Raw genomic sequence first — 19,694 nt, 5'->3', positions numbered from 1 at the left:
CTCCCCCTTCCGGCGCTCCTCGGTCGTGGTGCTCGCCGTCCCTCAGTGCGCCGGGGGCCTGTCAGTCACTCGTCCCGGACCACCATCGCGAACGACGTACAGACACGCCGGAAGCCCTTGTGTCCGCTCCGGCCCGTGTGGCTCATGCACTCCACGTCGACCGCCGCGCCGTCCGTGGCGGGCCTGGCCGCCCACTTGCAGTGAAGGCACTCCGCTTCGAAAGTCACGTCAGTGTCCGGGTGCTGCGTGATCCTGTGCTTCACGTACCGCATGAGGGAGCGCACCATCACTCGGCCCCGTGTTCTTCCCGCAGGTGTGTACGGAGAACCACGTTCGCATCGGACACCTTCGGGTAGTCCCCGACCGAACGGGCGTTGGTTCGAGTCACAGCGATGCCGAGACATACGCCGCAACCTGCCACAGAGTCCGGCTCCCCGACCGGAGTTGTCAGGTGCACCGGCCCCGTCATCGTCGTCTTTGGTGTGCTCATCCCGTACGGCCTCCCGACTGGGTATCTACCGAAGGATGATCCCTTGGAATACGCACGGGTCCGCGCTTCATGCGCGTTGTGGACTGAAGATCATGAACGGCATGCAGTCGACCACTCGGCAAGCCTTACTCGGAATTCCTCCCCGAACAAAGCGGATTCCTCGTACCCCTCAAACTCCTTCGAGTAGCCCTGAACATCTCGGCCGTCGCGTAGGACAAGACTCCCCGCCGAGGTTTCGATGGTGACCAAGGAAGTGTCGTAGATGGTGAAGGTATTCAGTGGAGTTCTGGGCGTTACCGCCCCGAGCGGAATCACTCCGATACGTACGTTCGGAAGGTAGGACAGGGAAGACAGGCGATCCATCTGTTCGGCCAACGCCAACGCAGAGACGACCGGCCAGCGAATCGCTTGCTCGGTCAGGAGGAACGTGAATCGCTTCGACGTGTCGTAGAGGATGGCTTGCCGTTCCAGCTTCCCCGCTACCGCCTTGCTCGTATCTGCCGGGGAGTGAGCAAGGCTGGCCCGCACGTATTCCGGCGTGGCGAGTAGCCCGGTAACCATCGAGAGCAGGAAGTAGCGCATGTGCGCCGAGGACGCTTCGAGCGCCTTCAACTCCGCTTGCCGTGTCCCCAACCCCTTACGGCGTAGCTCTCGCAGATTCCGCCACTCCGTGTTGGCCAACCTGGCAAGTGCGGAGACTTCGGCGACAAGTTCCGGTGGCGCTTCAAGGGCTCTCAGGATCTGCTCTACGTCGACAAGGGATGGACGTGTCTTGCCGTTCTCGATCCGGCTCACCTTGGACTGAGACATGTTGCAGCGCGCTGCGAGCCGATCCCCGGAGAGACCGGCTCGCTTGCGCAGATCTCGGAGTAGCGAAGCAAGTTCCGGACCGGACTCGCCAAGCTGCTCGGCTTCGAACGTCACTCCTTCACGTACTCCAGGAAAGGAATCGATTCAGTGATGGCGATTCGCTGGTACTCGATGAAGTCCGCCGGCTCGCCCTCGTACAGTTCACGGCTGATCTGCGTTCCATCGTTCTCGTAGTGCATGAGAACGATCGTCGAGCGATCGAACATCCAGAAGTCCCGGACGCCTGACAACGGATTCTCTCGGTCCGTCACGTCAAGGATTCGCACGTCTTCCCCGGCAAGTACGTGCGGGGCGTAGTACCGGGAGAACTCGAAGCGCAGGTATTCGGAGAGCGGCCGAGTCACGATGTGCACGCGCCCCTTGCGTTTCCCTTCACCGCGTAGTCGCTTCAAGTCTTCCGTGTACGCGGATGAGTATGTGTGCGGATCCATTCGCCTACCGGCTCGGAAGGATTCAAGCTCTCCGGCTTCTTGCGGTACGAGGTACTGGGGCAGGGTCTCCAGTCGCCAAGCCTCCGACTGAAATCCCCGGAGCATCGCCCGCCACTCGTCACCATCCAAGAGCACGAACAGCCTCCCGAAGAACGCTCTCGGGAATCTCAACAAGCCCTTCCCCCTGCGGTGGGGTAAAGGCGCCAGACAGGTCACCCTGCACAACGAACGTTCCCCGCTCGGTGCGGTACACGTTCGGGCAGTCGTCTTCGCCGCACTCACCGTTGCCGTTGCCGGTAAGCCGAGTCAGCTCTTCACGGGCCATGCGAAACCCCCTTGTTCGGCCCCGGTCGGGGCGTTGAACAAGACCGTACGAGGGACACGGTCGGTCGTCCATGCACGTTCGTGGGTATGCACGTTGTTGCATGAAGTGCCCCGGCGAGGCGCCGCACAGGACTGCGGCGGCCTGTCGTGACGGCGGGGGACTGGCTGTGCGCGGGCTCGCTGTCCGCTTCCCCTACATGCAGAGCGCCCCCTCCGGTGACCTTGACCAGAGGGGGCGAAGCGCTGGAGAGCGTCAGACCGCGAGCGCCTGCTTCACCTGGGCAAGGCTCGGGTTCGTCATGACGACCTCGTCGCCACCGTTGGTGGGAACTACCCGAACAGTGGGCACCGTCTGGTTTCCGCCATTCGCCTTCTCCACGAACGCGGCGGACTCCGGGTCCTGCTCGATGTTGATCTCGGTGTACGCGATGCCCTCGCGGTCCATCTGGCTCTTCAGCCGGCGGCAGTAGCCGCACCACGTGGTGCTGTACATCGTCACAGTGCCCAGCATGTCGCTCGTGCTCCTTCATTGGCTCGGGGCGGGTGGTCGCAGTGAGGGAACGCATGCGAAAGGTCCACCATTCCCGTGCCCCGGCACCGGCCCGACATGACGCCTGCCGCATTGGTACGACTATCAGTGCCCGCCTGTGGACAACCGGCGCGGCCGTCTCTCGCGACCTGGCAGCATGGCTGTGTGACAGCAGCAACGCACTCCACCCTGTTCCCGCAGGTACCGGACTCCGCCGACGCGGTGCTCGAAGGGCTCGACCCCGAGCAGCGCGAGGTGGCCACGGCCCTGCACGGTCCGGTGTGCGTCCTGGCGGGCGCAGGCACGGGCAAGACCCGGGCGATCACGCACCGCATCGCCTACGGAGTGCGCGCCGGCATCCTGCACCCGTCCAGCATCCTCGCCGTCACCTTCACCAACCGCGCCGCCGGGGAGATGCGCGGCCGCCTGCGCCAGCTCGGCGCGGGCGGCGTCCAGGCGCGTACGTTCCACTCGGCCGCCCTGCGCCAGCTCCAGTACTTCTGGCCGAAAGCGATCGGTGGCTCCATGCCCCGGCTCGTCGACCGCAAGATACAACTCGTCGCCGACGCGGCGGCCGCCTGCCGTATCCGGCTCGACCGGGGCGAGCTGCGGGACGTCACCGCGGAGATCGAGTGGTCCAAAGTCACCCAGACCGTCCCCGCCGACTACGCGCCCGCCGCCGCCAAGGCCGGACGCGAGTCCCCCCGCGCCCCCGCCGAGATCGCCCAGCTCTACGCCGCCTACGAGGACGTCAAGCGCGAGCGGTCCGTCATCGACTTCGAGGACGTGCTGCTGCTGACCGTGGCCGTCCTGCAGGACCGGCGCGACATCGCCGAGCAGATCCGCGCCCAGTACCAGCACTTCGTGGTCGACGAGTACCAGGACGTGAGCCCTCTCCAGCAGCGCCTGCTCGAACTGTGGCTGGGTGAGCGGGACAGCCTGTGTGTGGTCGGGGACGCCAGCCAGACGATCTACTCGTTCACCGGAGCGACCCCGGACCACCTGCTCGACTTCCGCACCCGCCACCCCGGCGCCACCGTCGTCAAACTGGTCCGCGACTACCGCTCCACCCCCCAGGTCGTCCACCTCGCCAACGGCCTGCTCGCCCAGGCCCGGGGCCGGGCCGCCGACCACCGCCTGGAGCTCGTCTCACAACGCGCTCCGGGGCCCGAGCCGGTCTATGCCGAGTACACCGACGAGCCGACAGAGGCGGAGGGCGCGGCCCGCCGGATCCGCGAGCTCATCGACTCGGGAGTCCCGGCCTCCGAGATCGCCGTCCTCTTCCGCACGAACGCCCAGTCGGAGACCTACGAGCAGGCCCTGGCCGACGCCGCGGTGCCCTACCAGCTGCGCGGCGCCGAGCGGTTCTTCGACCGCCCCGAGGTGCGCAAGGCGGGTGTCGCCCTGCGCGGCGCGGCTCGCTTCGGGGGCAACGACTCCCTTCTCGACGACATCGTCGACCTCCCCTCCCAGGTGCGTGCCGTGTTGTCGGGGGAGGGCTGGACGCCGCAGCCACCGGCCGGCTCCGGTGCCGTGCGAGAGCGCTGGGAGTCCCTCGCCGCCCTGGTGAACCTCGCCCAGGACTTCGCCGCCGCCCAACCGGGCGCCACACTGGCCGACCTCGTCGCCGAGCTCGACGAACGGGCGAACGCCCAGCACGCCCCCACCGTGCAGGGCGTCACCCTCGCCTCACTGCACTCGGCCAAGGGCCTGGAGTGGGACGTCGTCTTTCTGGTCGGCGTCGCCGAGGGCATGATGCCGATCACCTACGCGAGGACCGACGAGCAGATCGAGGAGGAGCGCCGCCTCCTTTATGTCGGGGTCACCCGCGCGCGCGAACACCTCCATGTCTCGTGGGCACTCTCCCGCTCACCCGGCGGCCGTCCCAACCGCCGCCCCAGTCGCTTCCTCGACGGGCTGCGTCCCGGCTCGACGGCCACCACGGGCCGCATCACCACCGGCGGAGCGGGCGGAATCGAGCGCGGAATCCCCGGAACCAGGGGGTCCGCCCCGAGACGGACCCAGCGAGTCCCCGCCCGTTGCCGGGTCTGCGGACGCACGCTGACCGACCCGGGCGAGATGAAGCTGATGCGCTGCGACGACTGCCCCTCCGACATGAACGAGAGCCTGTACGAGCGGCTGCGCGAGTGGCGGGCGGACCAGGCCCGCAGCAGCGGTCAGCCCGCGTTCTGCGTGTTCACGGACAGGACTCTGATGGCGATCGCCGAGACCGCTCCCGACGACGAACGCGAGCTCGCCCGCATTCCGGGTGTAGGGATGCGCAAGCTCACCCGTTACGGGGCCGATGTCCTGGCCATCTGCGCAGGCCAGTCAGGCCAGGAGCACACAGATCAGGACTGACACGAACTCGTCGAAAAAATAGTTTGCGCATGCCCCAGCAATCCCCATAGGTTCTTAGGCACGAGAGCAGCGGCCTTCTCGGAGGCGCTGATTCCGTGTTGTACTTGCATATCCGTAGGACTGGTTCACCCAGTCCCCCGAGACGCCGAGAGGAGGCGAGTCCAGTGATCAGCATCAACACCAGCTCCGTCAGCATCGTGAAAATGACCGATCGCTCGGCCGTCTCCGCGTGCATGCTCGGCGTTTCGACCCTGGGCACCGGTCTGTCCGGCATTCGTGCCGCCCTTCCGGCGTCCTCCTCCGCTGCTCCCGCGGGCCTTCCCGTTCGTGAGCGCAATGAGCGACCGACCAAGGCACTGGAAGCGGCAGTAGAGGCACAGGCGCAGGCCTATGCCTTTACGGCGACCGGTGCCGGATGCCGGAAGCAGACGACGCAGCACCACCAGATGTGGGCCTTCCGTGGGCCAGAACCCTGGAGTGATCCAGCCTGATCGCCGATCAGGCCGGCGCCTTCAGGGCCGCGGAACCCCATCCGGGATCCGCGGCCCTTCTGTTTGTCCCTGAACAGGGATGACGGACCGAAGGAGCCTCGGGACAAGAAAAGAACCCGGTACCACCACCCCCCGGCCAACAGGCCGGAACGACAAGACGAGGAAGACGAACCGTGCAACTCGAAGCGCACGCCCCGTCCGTACCGCCTTCCGACACGATCCCCAAGCCCGGCTCCACGGAGGACCCCGCCTTGACCCCGCTCACCGCGCTCACCGCGCTCGATGACGCCATCGAGAACCTGGGTGTGCCCGTCCCGTGCCGCTCCTACGACCCGGAGGTCTTCTTCGCCGAGTCGCCCGCGGACGTCGAGTACGCCAAGTCCCTCTGCCGCACCTGCCCGCTGGTCGAGGCCTGCCTCGCCGGTGCCAAGGAGCGGCGTGAGCCCTGGGGCGTCTGGGGTGGCGAGCTGTTCGTCCAGGGGGTCGTCGTCGCCCGGAAGCGGCCGCGTGGCCGCCCGCGCAAGAACCCGGTCTCGGCATGAACACCGCAGGAACGATCGACCGTCCCCTCACGCACGACCCCCAGAAGCAGGCCCCGATGAAGCCGTCCACTTACGAGCCCACAAGCTCCGCGAACCAAGACTTCACCATGAGCGGCGCGAAGGACTCGCGTCAGAACAGGACCCGAGAGATGCAACTCATTCCCGAAGCCATGGCCCGTGCGCATATGCACGAGCGACTGCAGGAGGCGGAGCGAGACCGACAGGCCGTTCGCCTGGTGGCCGCCCGCCGGATGCAGCGCAGGGCGGAGCGCGCTTCACTGCGTGCCCGCCGGGCGCTCGCCATGGCGGTCATGCAGTAACCCGCCGTACCTGAAGCGCGGGCCTCCCACCCAGGGGGCCGAGTATGCGACGTGGGGGCCGGTCCGTGCCGAACGGACCGGCCCCGCGGCGCGTTGGGGGCCAGGAAAACGCACGGCGCCGGCCCGCCGGAATGGAGCGCACACCGAGGCCGGCGTGCTGGGCCGCCGAGCCGGGGCGACGGGTCCGATGCCCCGGGGGTGTTGGCGTCTGACTGGTGGTGAGACTCGCGGCCGGGACTTACGCCTCCGCCGCCTCTTCGCCGTCCGCGGGATCCTCCGGGACGAACCCCGGCAGCCACCCCTCCAACTCCTCGCGCAGCCGCACCGTCGCCCCCAGCTGACACAGCACGCCGATCGTGCTCAGCGTCACCCGGTGGATCAGCAGATAGGACGGGGGCAGGTTGAGTTGCTTGCCGAGCTGGTAGGCGGGAGAACGGGGGTCGGCGACCCGGGCCGCCTGGCTGCGCATCCAGCCCCGGGTGAAGGTGAACTCCTCGACCTGCGCCGGCTCGATGATCGGCAGCAGGTAGTCCATCACCGCGTCCGGGTTCAGCTCTATGGTCTCCCTGACGAACCCTTCCGCGCACAGCAGCTCGTAGACCGCCTCGGCCTGCCCGTCGAGGGTCATCCGCAGGGACTCGCCGATGGTGGCCGGCAGGCCGCCCGGAAGCCGGTCGACCGTGCCGAAGTCCAGAACGCCCAGCCGCCAGTCGTCCTCACCCTCCGGGCCACCGGGCAGAAGCCGGAAGTTGCCCGGGTGGGGGTCGGCGTGCAGCAGGCCCGTGCGGGCCGGGCCGGAGAACAGGAAGCGGGCCAGGAGCTGACCGGCACGGTCGCGCTGTTCCTGGGTGCCGTCCGAGATGATCTCCGACAGCGGGATGCCGTCCATCCACTCGGTGACCAGAACCTGGTCGGACTGGTGGACCACCAGTGGCACGACCACGTCCGGATCGTCTGTGAACTCCTGCGCGTGGGCCTGCTGGGCCTGGGCCTCCAGGCCGTAGTCCAGCTCTTCCGAGACGCGGTCCTTCAGCTCCGCGATCAGCGGTTTGATGTCCATGCCGGGGATCAGCGGACCGAGCAGGCGCGAGAAGCGGCTCAGCTGGTTCAGGTCCGACAGCAGAGCCTCGCCGGCGCCCGGGTACTGCACCTTGACCGCCACCTCGCGGCCGTCGTGCCAGACCCCTCGGTGGACCTGGCCGATCGAGGCCGCCGCGGCGGGCTTGTCCTCGAACTCCAGGAACAGCTCGTGCCAGCCCTCGCCGAGCCGCTCCTCGAGCACCGCGTGCACGGTCCGGGTCGGCATGGGCGGTGCCGCCTCCTGGAGCTTGGTCAGCGCGGCCCGGTAGGGGCCGGCCACCTCCTCGGGGAGCGCGGACTCGAAGACGGAGAGGGCCTGGCCGAACTTCATCGCGCCGCCCTTGAGCTCGCCGAGCACCTTGAACAGCTGCTCCGCCGTGCGCTGCTGGAGTTCGCGGCCCACGAGCTCGGCGGATTCACCGACGATCCGCTTGCCCAATCCCCAGGTCGCCCGCCCGGCGATGCCGAGCGGGAGCGCGGCGAGTTTGGCGGTCCGGGTAACCGCCTTCCGGGGAAGATCAGACATGCGCCCTCCAAGTCCCAGCCGGCCGCTCCGCCTCTGCCTCACGGCACTGCTCCGACGGCCGTTGCACCGCCATTGTCTCGTGCGACGCCCCGTCCTCGGAGGGGTGCTCCCCTTTTCCTCTCTCCGCCGCCGCGCACGGGCATGCCGGATGTGCCCAGATCGGCCGCGCATGCCAGTGGAGACCAGGGACGGAGACCTCCCAGCGTGCCCCTGCGCTGGAGGGGATCCGGCCGTCCAGGAAGGCGAGCGCGTGGGCGGCCGCCAGTCCGGCGACGGTCGTGGCCAGCGTCAGATCGCACGGGTGCACCTGCCGCTGCCTGCCGGAACGCCACTGGGCGACCAGGCGCGGCCAGGTCGGGTCCCGCTGGGCGCGGCCCTCGTGCAGACATCCCGCGCAGCTCGTCTCCCCGGGCAGGACGAGAGGACCGACCACGCCGGTGCCCTCCACGACACCGGCGTACAGATGGGGTGTCCCGGAGGTCATCAACGGTTCGGCGTCGGCCGGGTCGGGCGCGTGCACGGCGACATCGTCCCGCGGGGCGAGGATCACCAGCGAGAACCCTGGTTCGCCTTCCTCCGGGGATGCCTGCGGCGTGCGGCGCGGCGGCCGGTCGGGGGCCGCCCGGCGCACGGCACGGCGGGCCGACTCGTCCCTGCGGTCGCCGATCGCTTCGGCGGGGTGTCCGCCCGGCCCGACGTCCCACGGCTCCACACGGCCACCGTCGAGCACGTCCACCCCGCCCACACCGGCCCCCGCCAGGAGCGAGGCCAGTACGGCGCCCACCCGGCCCGCGCCGCGCACCTGCACGCGCTGTGAGCGCCGGGCGGCCAGTTGCCCCATCGCGTCGCCGGGAGCCGAGGTCGTCAACGAGAGGGAAGCCAGATCGGGTCGCAGCCGGTCGAGGACCTCCTTCCTCTTCCGCAGGGAGTCAGCGGCCGGCCCGCCTCCCCGGGCGTCGTCCAGGAGCCCGGCTCGCGCGAGCCTGCGCACCAGCGCGTCGACATGACCGTCGGGCAGATCCATGCGGCGTCCCTCCTCGCGCAGCAGCTCCAGCCCTCGCGTGCCGTTCAGGAGGTCGAGAAAACTGCCCGTCGCCAGGTCCATCGGACCGAGCGTCATCGCGTGCGCCGGAGTCATCCCGAACTGCACGGTGTTGAGGTCGCGCCACCCGCGCCTCAGCGCAGGTTTCACCATCGGATGCATGACAGGCCCCCGTATGCCATAGATCGTCCCCGTATGTAGGTGGAGCGAGTCGCAGCCCCGGTCGGCCGCGCCGAGGCCGGTCGCAGGCGCAGCCCGTGAGCGGGCGTCCACCAGCGCAAGGCGGCCCTGGTCCCGGGCCGGCCCCGCGATCGCTTCGCCGACGAGATCCAGCATGCCCAAACCCGCCGTCGGCTGCCGAAAGTTGTCCACAGGCCCGGACGTTCGTCGTACAAATCCGGCGCCCGGTGGTGGCCAACGGGACCGAACCGTCCCGGAGCCGGGACTTCCCCGTGTGCAGCGGGTAACGTCGGGGCGTGCCCGCCGACCCACTGCACCGCGCCGGAAAGCCACCGCGCAGCACGACGAGCCAGCCGCCGAGCGGCTCGGTGGCGAGCGCGATCGAGGTCCGCAGGAGCGCCCGCCGACGCAGAACGGTCTCCGCGTACCGCGAGGGCGATCGCACCGTGGTGCTCATCCCCGCCCGTATGTCCGAGGCGGAGGAGCAGCGCTGGGTGCACGTCATGCTCGACAAGCTCGCCGCCCAGGAGGGCAAGCGGGCTCTGGGCGACGCGGAGCTGGCCGAGCGGGCCCGGCGCCTGTCAAACCAGTACTTCGACGGACGGGCCAGGCCGGCTTCGGTGCGCTGGGTGAGCAACCAGAACACCCGCTGGGGCTCCTGCACCCCCTCCGAAGGCAGTATCCGCCTGTCGCACCGTCTGCAGGGCATGCCCGAGTACGTCGTCGACTACGTCCTCGTCCACGAACTCGCCCATTTGCTCGTACCCGGACACGGACCTCGCTTCTGGGCACTGCTGGAGGCCTATCCGCGCACGGAGCGAGCCCGCGGCTACCTCGAAGGAGTCGTCGCGGCCGAGAGGTTGCCCCACGTACCCGGCGCGCGAGGTGAAAGCCCCGCGGGGTGACCGACCGCTTTCCGCGAGCGAACAGCCGATACGACCGAGTGGGCGTTGTGTACCGGCTCTGTACCGACCTCGTCCGGTGTCCGAGTTTGCCGTTAGCCTGGCGCGACGCACTCACGTTCTGGATGGGGGACGGTCGTTACGCATGGCCAGGGAATTCCAACGCGGCCACAAGGCCAGGATCAGTGACCTCACCCCGGGCACGGATCTGTACGTAGGTGTACAGATCGAGGGCCCCGGGCTGAGCTTCGACATCAGCTGCTTCGGCCTCGACGCCGATGAACGGCTCTCGGACGACCGGTACTTCGTCTTCTTCAACCAGCCGAAGTCCCCTGAGGAGTCCCTTCAGCTCCTGGGCGCCCAGGCGGGCGACACGGAGTCCTTCCGGGTGACGCTCGACCGCATCCCGCCGCAGATCCGGAAACTGTCCTTCACGGCGACGATCGACGGTGCCGGGCAGATGTCGCAGATCGCCTCCGGTTACATCCGCATCGTCGCGGGCGGCCAGGAGGTGGCGCGCTACTCGTTCACCGGTTCGGAGTTCTCCACCGAACGGGCCGTGATGCTGGGCGACTTCTACCTCAAGGACGTCTGGCGGTTCGCCGCCGTCGGGCAGGGCTTCGACGGAGGCCTGGACGCGCTGCTGAAGAACTTCGGCGGCGAGGTCGCCGAGGAGGAGACGCCCGCGCCCACGCCGCAGCAGCCGCAGACCGGTGCCGCCCCCGGTTTCGCCCCGCCCGCGTTCGGCGTCCCCGGAACGTCGGAATCCGCCGCCGCACCGCCTCCGGCTCCCGCCCCCCAGCCCGCCCAGGGCTTCGCGCCCCCATCCGGGTCCGCTCCGCCTCCGGCTCCCGCCCCCCAGCCCGCCCAGGGCTTCGCGCCCCCGCCCGGGTCCACTCCGCCTCCGGCTCCGGCTCCCGCACCGCAGGTGCACGCCGCCCCGACCATCGTCGCGCCCTTGCACACCCCGCCCGGAGGCTCGCCGGTGCCGCCCCCGGCCCCGGCGCCCGCGCCGTACGGCCAGCCGGGCCAGCAGCCGCCGTACGGCCAGGTCCCCGGCCAGACGGCTCCGCCGCCCCCCGGCTACGGTCAGCCCCAGGCCCCCCACATGCCGCAGGCACCCCAGGCCCCCGCCCCGCCTCCCGGCTACGGTCAGCACACCCCGCCCGCCGGCTACGGTCAGCAGCCGCCCTTCGGGCAGGCTCCCTACGGAGCGCCGCAGGGCATTCCGCAAGGCGCCCCTCAGGGCGCCGGTGTGTCCGCCGCGCTCCAGCAGTTCAAGGAGACCCCCACGGGCCAGCGCTGGACGCAGCAGAACAAGAAGCTCGTCCGCGTGGACCTCGGCATCGGCGGACAGCCCGTGCTGGCCCGGCAGGGCAGCATGGTGCTCTACCAGGGCAAAGTCGACTTCAGCTACAAGGGCGCCGGGTTCGCCGGCCGGATCGTGGGCAACGCGACCGGCCAGGAGATGCAGCTGATGCGCTGCACGGGCCAGGGGCAGGTGTTCCTCGCCGAGAACTCGTCCATGCTGCACCCCGTGGAGCTGCAGGGTGACGCCGTCTGCGTCTCCGCCGAGAACGTCCTCGCGTTCGACGAGAGCCTCACCTACGAGATCCGCCGCATCGAGGGCCACGGCATCCCCGGCGGCGCGCTGTTCACCATGCAGTTCCAGGGCACGGGCACCATCGTCCTGAAGACGCACGGCACACCCGTGGTGCTGCCCGTCACGCCGACCACCTTCGCCGACTGCAACGCCGTGGTCGCCTGGTCGGCCGCCGCCCAGGTCGTCGTCTCCAGCCAGGTGCGGATGCGCCGCAACGCCTACCCCGGTGACACGGGGGAGAGCGTCAACCTGCAGTTCCGGGGAGCGCCCGGGAACTTCATCGTCGTCCAGCCGTACGAGGTCTGAGGGAGCCCGTCATGACACAGCAGCTCGCGGGCCACGCCCCCGCACCCGTCACCGCCCGCATGGAGAACCACGGCAATCACATGCTGAAGGTCGCCATGCAGACCGGGAACGACCTCCTCGCGCGCGTGGGATCAATGGTCGCCTACGAAGGGTTCGTGCAGTACGAGCCCAACCCGCCGGCCGTGCGCCAGATCGCCAAGGACTGGCTCACCGGTGAGGGTGCGCCTCTGATGAAGTGCTCCGGCGACGGCCTGCTCTACCTTGCCGACTACGGGGCGAACGTCGTCGTCATCAACCTCAACGGCGACGGCATCTCCGTCAACGCCACCAACCTGCTCGCCTTCGACGCCCATCTGACGTGGGGCGTGGAGCGGGTCAAGGGCCTGGCGAAGTTCGCCGGCCAGGGCCTGTGGAACACCAAGATCTCCGGGCAGGGCTGGGTCGCGCTGACGTCCCGGGGCAAGCCCATCGTCGTCGACTGCGGAGGCGGCGAGGACGAGACCTACGTCGACCCCGACGCGCTCGTCGCCTGGTCACCGAACCTCAAGGTGAAGGGCAAGCGCAGTTTCCGGGCCCAGTCGCTGATCGGCCGCGGCAGCGGCGAGGCCTACCAGATGGCCTTCTCCGGTCAGGGCATCGTCGTCGTCCAGCCCAGCGAGGACAGCACCGACCGCCTCCGGTTCCGGGGCTGAGGGGGAACCACACGCCATGCAGAGCCCGATTTTCGCCTACAACGAGCAGCAGACCCAGGAACGCTGGAGCCTGCAGAACAAGCAGATGCTGCGCGTCATCCTGGAGAGCCACGACGACATCCTGGCCCGCAAGGGCACCATGGTCGCCTACCAGGGCCTCGTCGAGTTCGACGTCGAGTACCAGAGCAACCAGCAGTCACGCGCGCGTGCGCAGACCGGGGAGGGTCTCGACCTGATGCGCTGCCACGGGCAGGGCACGGTCTACCTCGCCAACCTCAAGCAGCACGTCCACGTCATGGACGTGGACCAGGACGGCCTCACCGTCGACAGCAGCTATGTGCTGGCGATGGACTCCTCACTGCACCACGAGGTCATCGCCGTGGACAGCCTGTACGGCATCTCCGGCTCCGGGAAGTACCAGCTCAACATCTCCGGCCGGGGCAAGGTCGCCCTGATGACCTCCGGGATGCCGCTGCTGTTGCAGGTGACGCCCGACAAGTACGTCAACTGCGACGCCGACGCGATCGTCGCCTGGTCCACGGGCCTACGGGTGCAGATGCAGGCCCAGACGCACTCCTCCGGGGTGTGGCGGCGGCGTGGCAGCACCGGTGAGGGCTGGGAGCTGAGCTTCATGGGCACCGGCTTCGCGCTCGTCCAGCCGAGTGAACTGCTGCCGCCGCAGAACGCCCAGATCGGTTCGGGCCTCGCCGCGCAGTACGGCATGGGCCAGCAGGGAGCACACGGGCAGAACCAGGGCAACGCCTGGAGCTGAGCGCTCCGCCGGTTCGGCCGATCGGGGACTGTTGGTCCCGCCTCGGGCTGCAGGCCGTCCGGGCCGGACGCGCGGTTTCCCGCGCCCCTGACGGGGCGCGCACCTCACGGTCGGGACTACATGTCGGGACTACGTGTTAAGGGGCTGCCGCACGAGCGGCCGCCCCTTACACGTGGTCAGAGCGCGAGCCTCGCACGCGTCGCCTCCAGCAGCCGGACGACCGAGGCGTCCGCCACCTTCGGAACCTCGTCGTAGCCGAACCAGCGCACGTCCAGGGACTCGTCGCTGATCGCGTGCGCGGCGCCCGGCGGCGCCAGGACGGCGTACTGCACGTCGAAGTGGCAGTGGCACGGCGGCGGGATCGGATGCCGGTCCAGACGCACCGGGCCGCCGGGCAGCACGGAGAGCCCCGGGACACCGGACTCCTCCGTCGCCTCACGCAGAGCCGCCCCCGCCAGAGACGCGTCGCCCTGCTCGCAGTGGCCGCCCGTCTGGAGCCACATCCGGAGCTTCTTGTGCAGGGTGAGCAGTACCCGGCCGCCCTCGGGGTCGATCACCAGGGCGCTCGCCGTGAGGTGACCCGCGTGGCAGGCCTTCCACAGACCGTCCGGATGCCGCGCCAGGTGGTCCAGATAGGCCTGGCGCAGCGCTGTCTGGTCCTCGTACCCCTTCAGCACGAGGACCGCGTCGTCGTACAGGCTCACCCGGCGCCGTCGCCCTTGTTCTCGTCCTCGCCCTCGTCCTTCTTCTTGAGGTCGGGCCTGTCCGCCGCCTCGCCGAGCATCTTGTCCAGCTCGGAGAAGTCGATCTGCTCACGGTGCACGAAGCCGTCCGGGTCGTCCAGGTCGGTCGCCGTCGGCAGCATGTCCGGGTGGTGCCACAGGGCGTCCCGGCCGTCGACACCGCGCGCGTCCGTGAGCGAGGCCCACAGACGGGAGGCGTCCCGCAGACGGCGCGGGCGCAGCTCCAGGCCGATCAGCGTGGCGAACGTCTGCTCGGCCGGACCGCCCGAGGCGCGGCGGCGGCGCAGCGTCTCGCGCAGGGCGTCGGCGGATGCCAGGCGCGGCTTCGCGGCAGCGTGGACCACCGCGTCCACCCAGCCCTCCACGAGCGCCAGAGCCGTCTCCAGACGGGCCAGGGCCGCCTTCTGCTCGGGCGTGTCCTCCGGCTGGAACATGCCCTGCTGCAGGGCCTCCTGCAACTGCTCCGGGTTCTGCGGGTCGAACTGCCCGACCACGTCCTCCAGCTTGGCCGTGTCGACCTTGATCCCGCGGGCATAGCCGTCGACCGCGCCGAACAGATGCGAGCGCAGCCAGGGCACATGCGCGAACAGTCGCTGGTGGGCGGCCTCCCGCAGCGCGAGATACAGCCGCACCTCCTCCTGGGCGACGCTCAGGTCCTTGCCGAACGTCTCGATGTTCACCGGCAGCAGGGCGGCCTTCCCGGCCGGGGCGAGCGGGAGGCCGATATCGGACGAGCCGACGACCTCACCGGCGAGCACGCCGACCGCCTGCCCGATCTGCGTGCCGAACATGGCGCCGCCCATCGAGCGCATCATGCCGATCAGCGGGCCGGCCATGGCCTGCATCTCCTCCGGCAGGACGTCGCCCATGGCGGTGCCCACGCGCTCGGCGACCGGGTCGACGAGCTCCTTCCAGGCGGGCAGGGTGGCTTCGACCCACTCCGCGCGGCTCCAGGCGACCGCCGAGGCGGCGCCGGACGGCAGGGAGGTGGCATCGTCGAGCCACAGGTCGGCCAGGCGGACGGCTTCCTCGACGGCCTTGCGGTCGGCGGGGCCGACGCTGGCGTCCTTGGTGCCGTCAGGGCTGCCCTGTGAGACCGTCTGGCGGGCGATCTGCTTGGCCATGTCCCAGTTCACCGGGCCGCCCTCGTAGGAGAGCATCTGGCCGAGCTGCTGGAACGCGGCGCCCAGGTCGGTGGGGTTCAGCGACCCGAACATGGCTGCGAACGGATTGTCCGCACCGGGGCCGCCGGGACCGCCAGGGCCTCCGCCGAAGCCTCCGGCTCCGGGCAGGCCGCCGAAACCGAACGGGTTGGCCGGTCCCTGACCACCACCGCTCTGCTGGTCCTTCTTCTTGCCCTCGTCGCCGTCGTCCGGCTCCTCCGGCGGAAGGCCGAATCCGAATGGGGTGTCACTCACGGGATTCCTCGGCTGGTAGGGCCGCCGGTTCTTTCCGGCGGCACGGCTGCCCGACAACACCACCCAGCGTAGACACCTGGGGCGGATCGGGCCTCGGTGCTTCGCCGGCTGACGGCCTGCGGCAGGATGGATGCCACCTGGTACGCACGCGTCGGACGCGCTCGTACTGAAGACAACCGCTGGAGACGCCCGGTGAGTTCCCCAGATCCGCAGGTTCGCGCAGCGCGAAACCAGTCAACCAGTTCCGCGAGCTCCGCGGCGCGTGGACCCGTCGTCGCGGTCACCGGCGCCGCGTACGGCGTAGGAGCCCTGCTCACGGAGCAGCTCGCGGCATCCGACGAGGTCAAGCAGGTCGTGGCCATCGATGAGCGGCGCGGCGAGTGCGCGGCGGCCCAGTGGCACATCCTGGACGTACGGGATCCGGCCATCGCGGAGAAGCTGCGTGGCGCCGACGTGGTGGTGCACCTGGCACTGGATCTCGATCTGGAAACCGACGCCGCCGCCCGAACGGCCTACAACGTACGGGGGACGCAGACCGTCCTGACGGCGGCCGCGGCGGCCGGAGTGCACCGGGTCGTGCTGTGCACCTCGGCGATGGTCTACGGGGCGCTCCCGGACAACGAGCTGCCGCTGTCCGAGGACGCCGAGCTGCGGGCCACGGCGGAGGCGACGGGCGTGGGCGACCTGCTGGAGATCGAACGGCTGGCCCGGCGCGCGCCCCGGGCGCATCCCGGGCTCAATGTCACCGTGGTACGGCCGGCCGTGCTGGTGGGCGGCACCGACACCGCGCTGACCAGGTACTTCGAGTCTCCCCGGCTGCTCGTAGTCGCCGGGTCGCGGCCCGCGTGGCAGTTCTGCCACATCGAGGACCTGTGCAGCGCGCTGGAGTACGCCGTCCTGGAGAAGGTCGACGGAGAACTGACCGTCGGGTGCGACGGCTGGCTGGAGCAGGAGGAGGTCGAGGACCTCAGCGGCATCCGGCGGATGGAGCTGCCGTCGGCGGTCGCGCTCGGCGCGGCGGCGCGACTGCACCGGATCGGGCTGACGCCGTCCCCGGCCGGAGATCTGGCGTACACGATGTACCCCTGGGTGGTGAGCGGCAGCCGGCTGCACGACGCCGGGTGGCGGCCGCGGTACACCAACGAGGAGGTGCTGGCGGAGCTGCTGGAGGAGGTTTCCGGGCGGCACACGGTCGCCGGGCGGCGGCTGGGCCGAAAGGACGCCACGGCCGCGGGCGCCGCGGGTGCCACGGTGGCGCTGCTGGGCGCGGCGGCGGTGGTACGGCGGGCGCGGAAGGCCCGGCGGCGGATCTGAGAGGTCCCTGTAGGAGAGTCCAAAGGCGTAAACGCGCGTGCCGGTCGATAGCTCTATTCCGCGCTGTCGGTCGCGTGCGGCACGATGGAGGGATGGCAACCACGAATGATCACCCCGGCGAGCAGGCCACGCAGGACCCGATCAAGCTGATCGGGATCCGGGACACGGCCCTCTCGCTGGACGAGGTGTTCCGGGCGGTCGGGGACGACGCGGCCGGGGGTACCGCGCTCTTCGTGGGCACCGTGCGGAACCACGACGGTGGCGCAGACGTCGAGGAGCTGGGGTATTCCTGCCACCCCAGTGCAGAGGCGGAGATGCGGCGGATCGCCGAGAAGGTCGCCGCCGGGTTCCCGGTGCGGGCCCTGGCGGCCGTGCACCGCGTCGGGGACCTCCGAGTCGGGGACCTCGCCGTGGTCGTCGCCGTCTCCTGCCCGCATCGCGGGGAGGCCTTCGACGCCTGCCGGAAGCTGATCGACGACCTCAAGCACGAGGTGCCCATCTGGAAGCACCAAAAGTTCTCCGACGGCACCGATGAATGGGTTGGCGCCTGCTGATCCGCCAAGCCGTCTTCCGGTTGCGTAACCGCACCCCCGGCGTGAGCGTTGTCACTGCGGATGGTTAATCTGCTGATCAGTCAGTTGCGGACGCTCAAAGGGGTTGGAGGTCGGCATGGCGGCGCTCGCCTGGTTGCTGATTCCGCTTGTGGCTGCCATCGGCGCGGGGCTCTGGGGAAGCTGGGCGAACCGGACCCGCAAGGTACGCAACGACGGCCCGGAGCTCACCGGATACGCCCGCTTCCGGGAGGCCATGGAGAAGCCCCGGCCGGGCGGCTGACGGCCGAAGAACAGCAGGTCACAGACGGTTGAGAGCACAGGGCCGCCCGGACGGGCGGCCCTGACGGTGCGCTGACAGGACCGTCCCGTAATGTCGAGTCATGCCACGCCGCACCGCGACGATGCTCGCCTCCACCCTGATGCTGATCGCGCTCCTGTGCGCGGGAGTGTTCATCCCCGTGCCCTATGCGGAGATGTCCCCGGGGCCGACGGTGAACACGCTGGGCGATCACGACGGTGAGCCGGTGTTGCAGATCGCGGGGAAGAAGACGTACCCGACCAGTGGCCACCTGAACATGACCACGGTCCGGGTCACGAGCGCCGACTACCGGATGAACCTGGTGGAGGCCGTCTACGGCTGGCTCGCGCACGACAACAAGGTCGTGCCGCACGAGACGCTCTACCCCGACGGCAAGACCGAGGAGCAGTCCACCCAGGAGAACGCCGAGGAGTTCAGCCAGTCCCAGGAGAGCGCCAAGGTCGCAGCCCTGAAGGAACTGGACGTTCCGGTGAAGTCCTGGGTGATCGTCTCGACGGTCGTCAAGGAGTCCCCGGCCGAGGGGAAGCTGCACGCGGGGGACGTGATCAAGGCCGTCGACGGTACGACGGTGAAGGCGCCGGCCGACGTCGCGAAGCTCGTCACCGAGCACAAGCCGGGCCAGAAGGTCCGCTTCACGATCGTGCCGGCCAAGGAGCAGGCCGCCGCGGAGAAGGAGAAGCGGATGCCGACCAGGACAGAGGTCGTCACCATGACCACCACGACGTCGGACGACGACGGCGAGAAGCGCGCCATCGTGGGGATCTCGGCGGGGACCGACCACACCTTCCCGTTCACCATCGACATCAAGCTGGCCGATGTCGGCGGGCCGAGCGCCGGGCTGATGTTCGCGCTCGGCATCTACGACAAGCTCACCCCGGGCAGCCTGACCGGCGGCAGGTTCGTGGCGGGCACCGGCACGATCGACGACGCCGGCAAGGTCGGGCCGATCGGCGGCATCGAGATGAAGACCGTGGGTGCGCGGGCCAAGGGCGCGCGGTACTTCCTCACGCCCACCGACAACTGCGCGGCCGCCGCCGAGGACACCCCCGACGGCCTCACCCTCGTCAAGGTGGGAACCATCCAGGACGCCCTCGGCGCGCTCAAGGACATCCGCAGCGGCGACACCGCGGATCTGCCGACGTGCGGTAAGTAGTCCCAGTAGTCCATGGACCCGGGATTCGGCGCCCAGGGCCCGGCCGACCGGACCCTGCCGGCTCTCGGGCTATTCCTCGAACGTCGCCGCCAGTGCCTCCGCCAGCCCGGGGACCAGGTCGGAACCGGTCAGGACCTCGGTGGGGGAGTCCTTCTCGCGCAGCCGCAGGGCCGACTCACGTGTGCCGTCGCGCAGGACCCCGACCGTCATGCGGACCTCCTGGCGGTCGGGGTGATCCGCCACCCACTTCGTGAGCGCGGCCTCGCTCAGGCCCTTCGGAACCTGCGCCTCCGCGGACGGCGGCAGCATCAGGCGCTCCACGGCGAGGGCGCAGCCGACCACCGCGTCGGGCCAGGCGATGGTGGCGAGGAACTCATCGAGCGGCTTGCCCGTTGGAACTTCGTCCTGCTCGATCGGGGTGAGCCCGGATTTCTCCGGCTCGTCACCCAGGCCGAGCCGGTCCGCGAGGGAGGGCTGTTCGGCCCGAAGCCGTGCGGTGTCGACGAGGGCGAAAAGGCGGGCTGACTGGTCCCAGCCGAGGCCGGAGACGTACTCGTCGATCTCGAGAACGGCCCGGGTGAGCGGGTTCGCAGCCATGGGAGTGTTGGACATGGTCACAATCCTGCCTCGTTCCCGGCCGGAATCGGGAACCGAGTAAACGGTGAGTAAGTTGCATAGGTGGGGGCCCACGATCACGCGGGCCACGCACGGCCCGTGAAGACGCGGGTCTGA

The 19,694-nt window shown here is 69.7% G+C and carries 22 protein-coding genes; 12 read left to right on the top strand and 10 right to left on the bottom strand.

The features are described 5' to 3' along the window. Positions 1-65: 65 nt before the first annotated feature. The 5 genes from ABTX62_RS37865 to ABTX62_RS08095 all read right to left on the bottom strand — a co-directional run bounded on the left by ABTX62_RS37865 (position 66) and on the right by ABTX62_RS08095 (position 2,626). Complete coding sequence (locus ABTX62_RS37865; RefSeq protein ID WP_502997917.1) at positions 66-272, bottom strand: DUF7848 domain-containing protein; 207 nt, start codon at positions 270-272, stop codon at positions 66-68. A 308-nt stretch (positions 273-580) separates the two neighbouring features. Further along, positions 581-1,414: a helix-turn-helix domain-containing protein gene (locus tag ABTX62_RS08110; RefSeq protein WP_352115387.1), complete on the bottom strand. Its 834-nt coding sequence runs from the start codon at positions 1,412-1,414 to the stop codon at positions 581-583. Next, a complete protein-coding gene (locus ABTX62_RS08105) occupies positions 1,411-1,926 on the bottom strand; it encodes a DUF6879 family protein (RefSeq protein WP_352115386.1) in 516 nt (171 codons plus the stop codon). The genes ABTX62_RS08110 and ABTX62_RS08105 overlap by 4 nt, the downstream gene beginning before the upstream one ends. After that, a complete protein-coding gene (locus tag ABTX62_RS08100) occupies positions 1,910-2,116 on the bottom strand; it encodes a hypothetical protein (protein WP_352115385.1) in 207 nt (68 codons plus the stop codon). Before ABTX62_RS08100 ends, ABTX62_RS08105 begins: the two co-directional genes overlap by 17 nt. A 252-nt stretch (positions 2,117-2,368) precedes the next feature. Then, the gene (locus ABTX62_RS08095) at positions 2,369-2,626 is read right to left on the bottom strand and encodes a mycoredoxin (RefSeq protein WP_352115384.1); all 258 of its coding nucleotides are present in this window, start codon (positions 2,624-2,626) and stop codon (positions 2,369-2,371) included. 96 nt (positions 2,627-2,722) lie between these two features. Here ABTX62_RS08095 and ABTX62_RS08090 point away from each other — a divergent pair, with 96 nt between their 5' ends. From ABTX62_RS08090 to ABTX62_RS08075, 4 genes are all read left to right on the top strand, one after another. Beyond that, positions 2,723-5,005 (top strand): ATP-dependent DNA helicase UvrD2, encoded by a 2,283-nt coding sequence (locus tag ABTX62_RS08090; RefSeq protein ID WP_352115383.1) that lies wholly within the window; start codon positions 2,723-2,725, stop codon positions 5,003-5,005. Between the two features lie 164 nt (positions 5,006-5,169). Further along, positions 5,170-5,496 (top strand): hypothetical protein, encoded by a 327-nt coding sequence (locus tag ABTX62_RS08085; protein ID WP_352115382.1) that lies wholly within the window; start codon positions 5,170-5,172, stop codon positions 5,494-5,496. Between the two features lie 173 nt (positions 5,497-5,669). Continuing rightward, the gene (locus tag ABTX62_RS08080) at positions 5,670-6,038 is read left to right on the top strand and encodes a WhiB family transcriptional regulator (protein ID WP_283971479.1); all 369 of its coding nucleotides are present in this window, start codon (positions 5,670-5,672) and stop codon (positions 6,036-6,038) included. Beyond that, complete coding sequence (locus ABTX62_RS08075; protein ID WP_352115381.1) at positions 6,035-6,358, top strand: putative WhiB-interacting protein; 324 nt, start codon at positions 6,035-6,037, stop codon at positions 6,356-6,358. Before ABTX62_RS08080 ends, ABTX62_RS08075 begins: the two co-directional genes overlap by 4 nt. A gap of 238 nt (positions 6,359-6,596) precedes the next feature. Here the strand turns inward: ABTX62_RS08075 and ABTX62_RS08070 are convergent, their stop codons facing one another. Further along, entirely contained in the window at positions 6,597-7,964 is a 1,368-nt protein-coding gene (locus ABTX62_RS08070; RefSeq protein WP_352115380.1) for an ABC1 kinase family protein, read from the bottom strand. After that, positions 7,957-9,168, bottom strand: coding sequence for a ThiF family adenylyltransferase (locus tag ABTX62_RS08065; protein ID WP_352115379.1), 1,212 nt, complete (start codon positions 9,166-9,168; stop codon positions 7,957-7,959). Before ABTX62_RS08065 ends, ABTX62_RS08070 begins: the two co-directional genes overlap by 8 nt. Before the next feature lie 314 nt (positions 9,169-9,482). Here ABTX62_RS08065 and ABTX62_RS08060 point away from each other — a divergent pair, with 314 nt between their 5' ends. The 4 genes from ABTX62_RS08060 to ABTX62_RS08045 all read left to right on the top strand — a co-directional run bounded on the left by ABTX62_RS08060 (position 9,483) and on the right by ABTX62_RS08045 (position 13,461). After that, a complete protein-coding gene (locus ABTX62_RS08060; protein WP_352115378.1) occupies positions 9,483-10,091 on the top strand; it encodes a M48 metallopeptidase family protein in 609 nt (202 codons plus the stop codon). A 142-nt stretch (positions 10,092-10,233) separates the two neighbouring features. Further along, positions 10,234-11,997, top strand: a complete 1,764-nt coding sequence (locus ABTX62_RS08055; RefSeq protein WP_352115377.1) for a TerD family protein — start codon at positions 10,234-10,236, stop codon at positions 11,995-11,997. A gap of 11 nt (positions 11,998-12,008) precedes the next feature. After that, positions 12,009-12,689, top strand: coding sequence for an AIM24 family protein (locus ABTX62_RS08050; RefSeq protein WP_234845832.1), 681 nt, complete (start codon positions 12,009-12,011; stop codon positions 12,687-12,689). 16 nt (positions 12,690-12,705) lie between these two features. Further along, positions 12,706-13,461 carry an AIM24 family protein gene (locus tag ABTX62_RS08045; protein ID WP_352115376.1) on the top strand — a complete coding sequence of 252 codons (756 nt, stop codon included), beginning with the start codon at positions 12,706-12,708 and terminating at the stop codon, positions 13,459-13,461. Positions 13,462-13,637: 176 nt separating this feature from the next. Here ABTX62_RS08045 and ABTX62_RS08040 read toward each other — a convergent pair whose 3' ends face one another. Continuing rightward, the gene (locus tag ABTX62_RS08040; protein ID WP_352115375.1) at positions 13,638-14,165 is read right to left on the bottom strand and encodes an NUDIX hydrolase; all 528 of its coding nucleotides are present in this window, start codon (positions 14,163-14,165) and stop codon (positions 13,638-13,640) included. Continuing rightward, positions 14,162-15,622, bottom strand: coding sequence for a zinc-dependent metalloprotease (locus ABTX62_RS08035; protein ID WP_352115374.1), 1,461 nt, complete (start codon positions 15,620-15,622; stop codon positions 14,162-14,164). Before ABTX62_RS08035 ends, ABTX62_RS08040 begins: the two co-directional genes overlap by 4 nt. Before the next feature lie 192 nt (positions 15,623-15,814). Between ABTX62_RS08035 and ABTX62_RS08030 the strand changes: the two genes are divergently transcribed. From ABTX62_RS08030 to ABTX62_RS08015, 4 genes are all read left to right on the top strand, one after another. Next, positions 15,815-16,936, top strand: coding sequence for an SDR family oxidoreductase (locus tag ABTX62_RS08030; RefSeq protein ID WP_352115373.1), 1,122 nt, complete (start codon positions 15,815-15,817; stop codon positions 16,934-16,936). A 92-nt stretch (positions 16,937-17,028) separates the two neighbouring features. Further along, complete coding sequence (locus ABTX62_RS08025) at positions 17,029-17,490, top strand: molybdenum cofactor biosynthesis protein MoaE (RefSeq protein ID WP_352115372.1); 462 nt, start codon at positions 17,029-17,031, stop codon at positions 17,488-17,490. Between the two features lie 115 nt (positions 17,491-17,605). Continuing rightward, a complete protein-coding gene (locus ABTX62_RS08020; RefSeq protein ID WP_283971490.1) occupies positions 17,606-17,770 on the top strand; it encodes a hypothetical protein in 165 nt (54 codons plus the stop codon). Between the two features lie 100 nt (positions 17,771-17,870). Continuing rightward, a complete protein-coding gene (locus ABTX62_RS08015; protein WP_352115371.1) occupies positions 17,871-18,962 on the top strand; it encodes a YlbL family protein in 1,092 nt (363 codons plus the stop codon). A gap of 69 nt (positions 18,963-19,031) precedes the next feature. On the opposite strand, the gene ABTX62_RS08010 is transcribed toward ABTX62_RS08015, so the two are convergent. After that, positions 19,032-19,574, bottom strand: coding sequence for a PPA1309 family protein (locus tag ABTX62_RS08010; protein ID WP_283971492.1), 543 nt, complete (start codon positions 19,572-19,574; stop codon positions 19,032-19,034). Positions 19,575-19,694: the final 120 nt, after the last annotated feature.

This window comes from Streptomyces sp. NPDC096046 (assembly GCF_040303285.1).
GTDB lineage: Bacteria > Actinomycetota > Actinomycetes > Streptomycetales > Streptomycetaceae > Streptomyces.
The sequence above is the reverse complement of the archived record's forward strand: the minus strand, read 5'-3'. Positions and strand labels throughout refer to the sequence as shown.

Excerpts from the sequence above, each read along its gene's own strand:
- ABTX62_RS08095 (WP_352115384.1), bottom strand. The coding sequence starts at position 2,626 with ATGCTGGGCACTGTGACGATGTACAGCACCACGTGGTGCGGCTACTGC.
- ABTX62_RS08070 (WP_352115380.1), bottom strand. The coding sequence starts at position 7,964 with ATGTCTGATCTTCCCCGGAAGGCGGTTACCCGGACCGCCAAACTCGCC.
- ABTX62_RS08050 (WP_234845832.1), top strand. The coding sequence starts at position 12,009 with ATGACACAGCAGCTCGCGGGCCACGCCCCCGCACCCGTCACCGCCCGC.
- ABTX62_RS08010 (WP_283971492.1), bottom strand. The coding sequence starts at position 19,574 with ATGTCCAACACTCCCATGGCTGCGAACCCGCTCACCCGGGCCGTTCTC.
- ABTX62_RS08090 (WP_352115383.1), top strand. The coding sequence starts at position 2,723 with ATGACGCCTGCCGCATTGGTACGACTATCAGTGCCCGCCTGTGGACAA.
- ABTX62_RS08065 (WP_352115379.1), bottom strand. The coding sequence starts at position 9,168 with ATGCATCCGATGGTGAAACCTGCGCTGAGGCGCGGGTGGCGCGACCTC.
- ABTX62_RS08020 (WP_283971490.1), top strand. The coding sequence starts at position 17,606 with ATGGCGGCGCTCGCCTGGTTGCTGATTCCGCTTGTGGCTGCCATCGGC.
- ABTX62_RS37865 (WP_502997917.1), bottom strand. The coding sequence starts at position 272 with ATGCGGTACGTGAAGCACAGGATCACGCAGCACCCGGACACTGACGTG.
- ABTX62_RS08055 (WP_352115377.1), top strand. The coding sequence starts at position 10,234 with ATGGCCAGGGAATTCCAACGCGGCCACAAGGCCAGGATCAGTGACCTC.
- ABTX62_RS08025 (WP_352115372.1), top strand. The coding sequence starts at position 17,029 with ATGGCAACCACGAATGATCACCCCGGCGAGCAGGCCACGCAGGACCCG.
- ABTX62_RS08045 (WP_352115376.1), top strand. The coding sequence starts at position 12,706 with ATGCAGAGCCCGATTTTCGCCTACAACGAGCAGCAGACCCAGGAACGC.
- ABTX62_RS08100 (WP_352115385.1), bottom strand. The coding sequence starts at position 2,116 with ATGGCCCGTGAAGAGCTGACTCGGCTTACCGGCAACGGCAACGGTGAG.
- ABTX62_RS08075 (WP_352115381.1), top strand. The coding sequence starts at position 6,035 with ATGAACACCGCAGGAACGATCGACCGTCCCCTCACGCACGACCCCCAG.
- ABTX62_RS08015 (WP_352115371.1), top strand. The coding sequence starts at position 17,871 with ATGCCACGCCGCACCGCGACGATGCTCGCCTCCACCCTGATGCTGATC.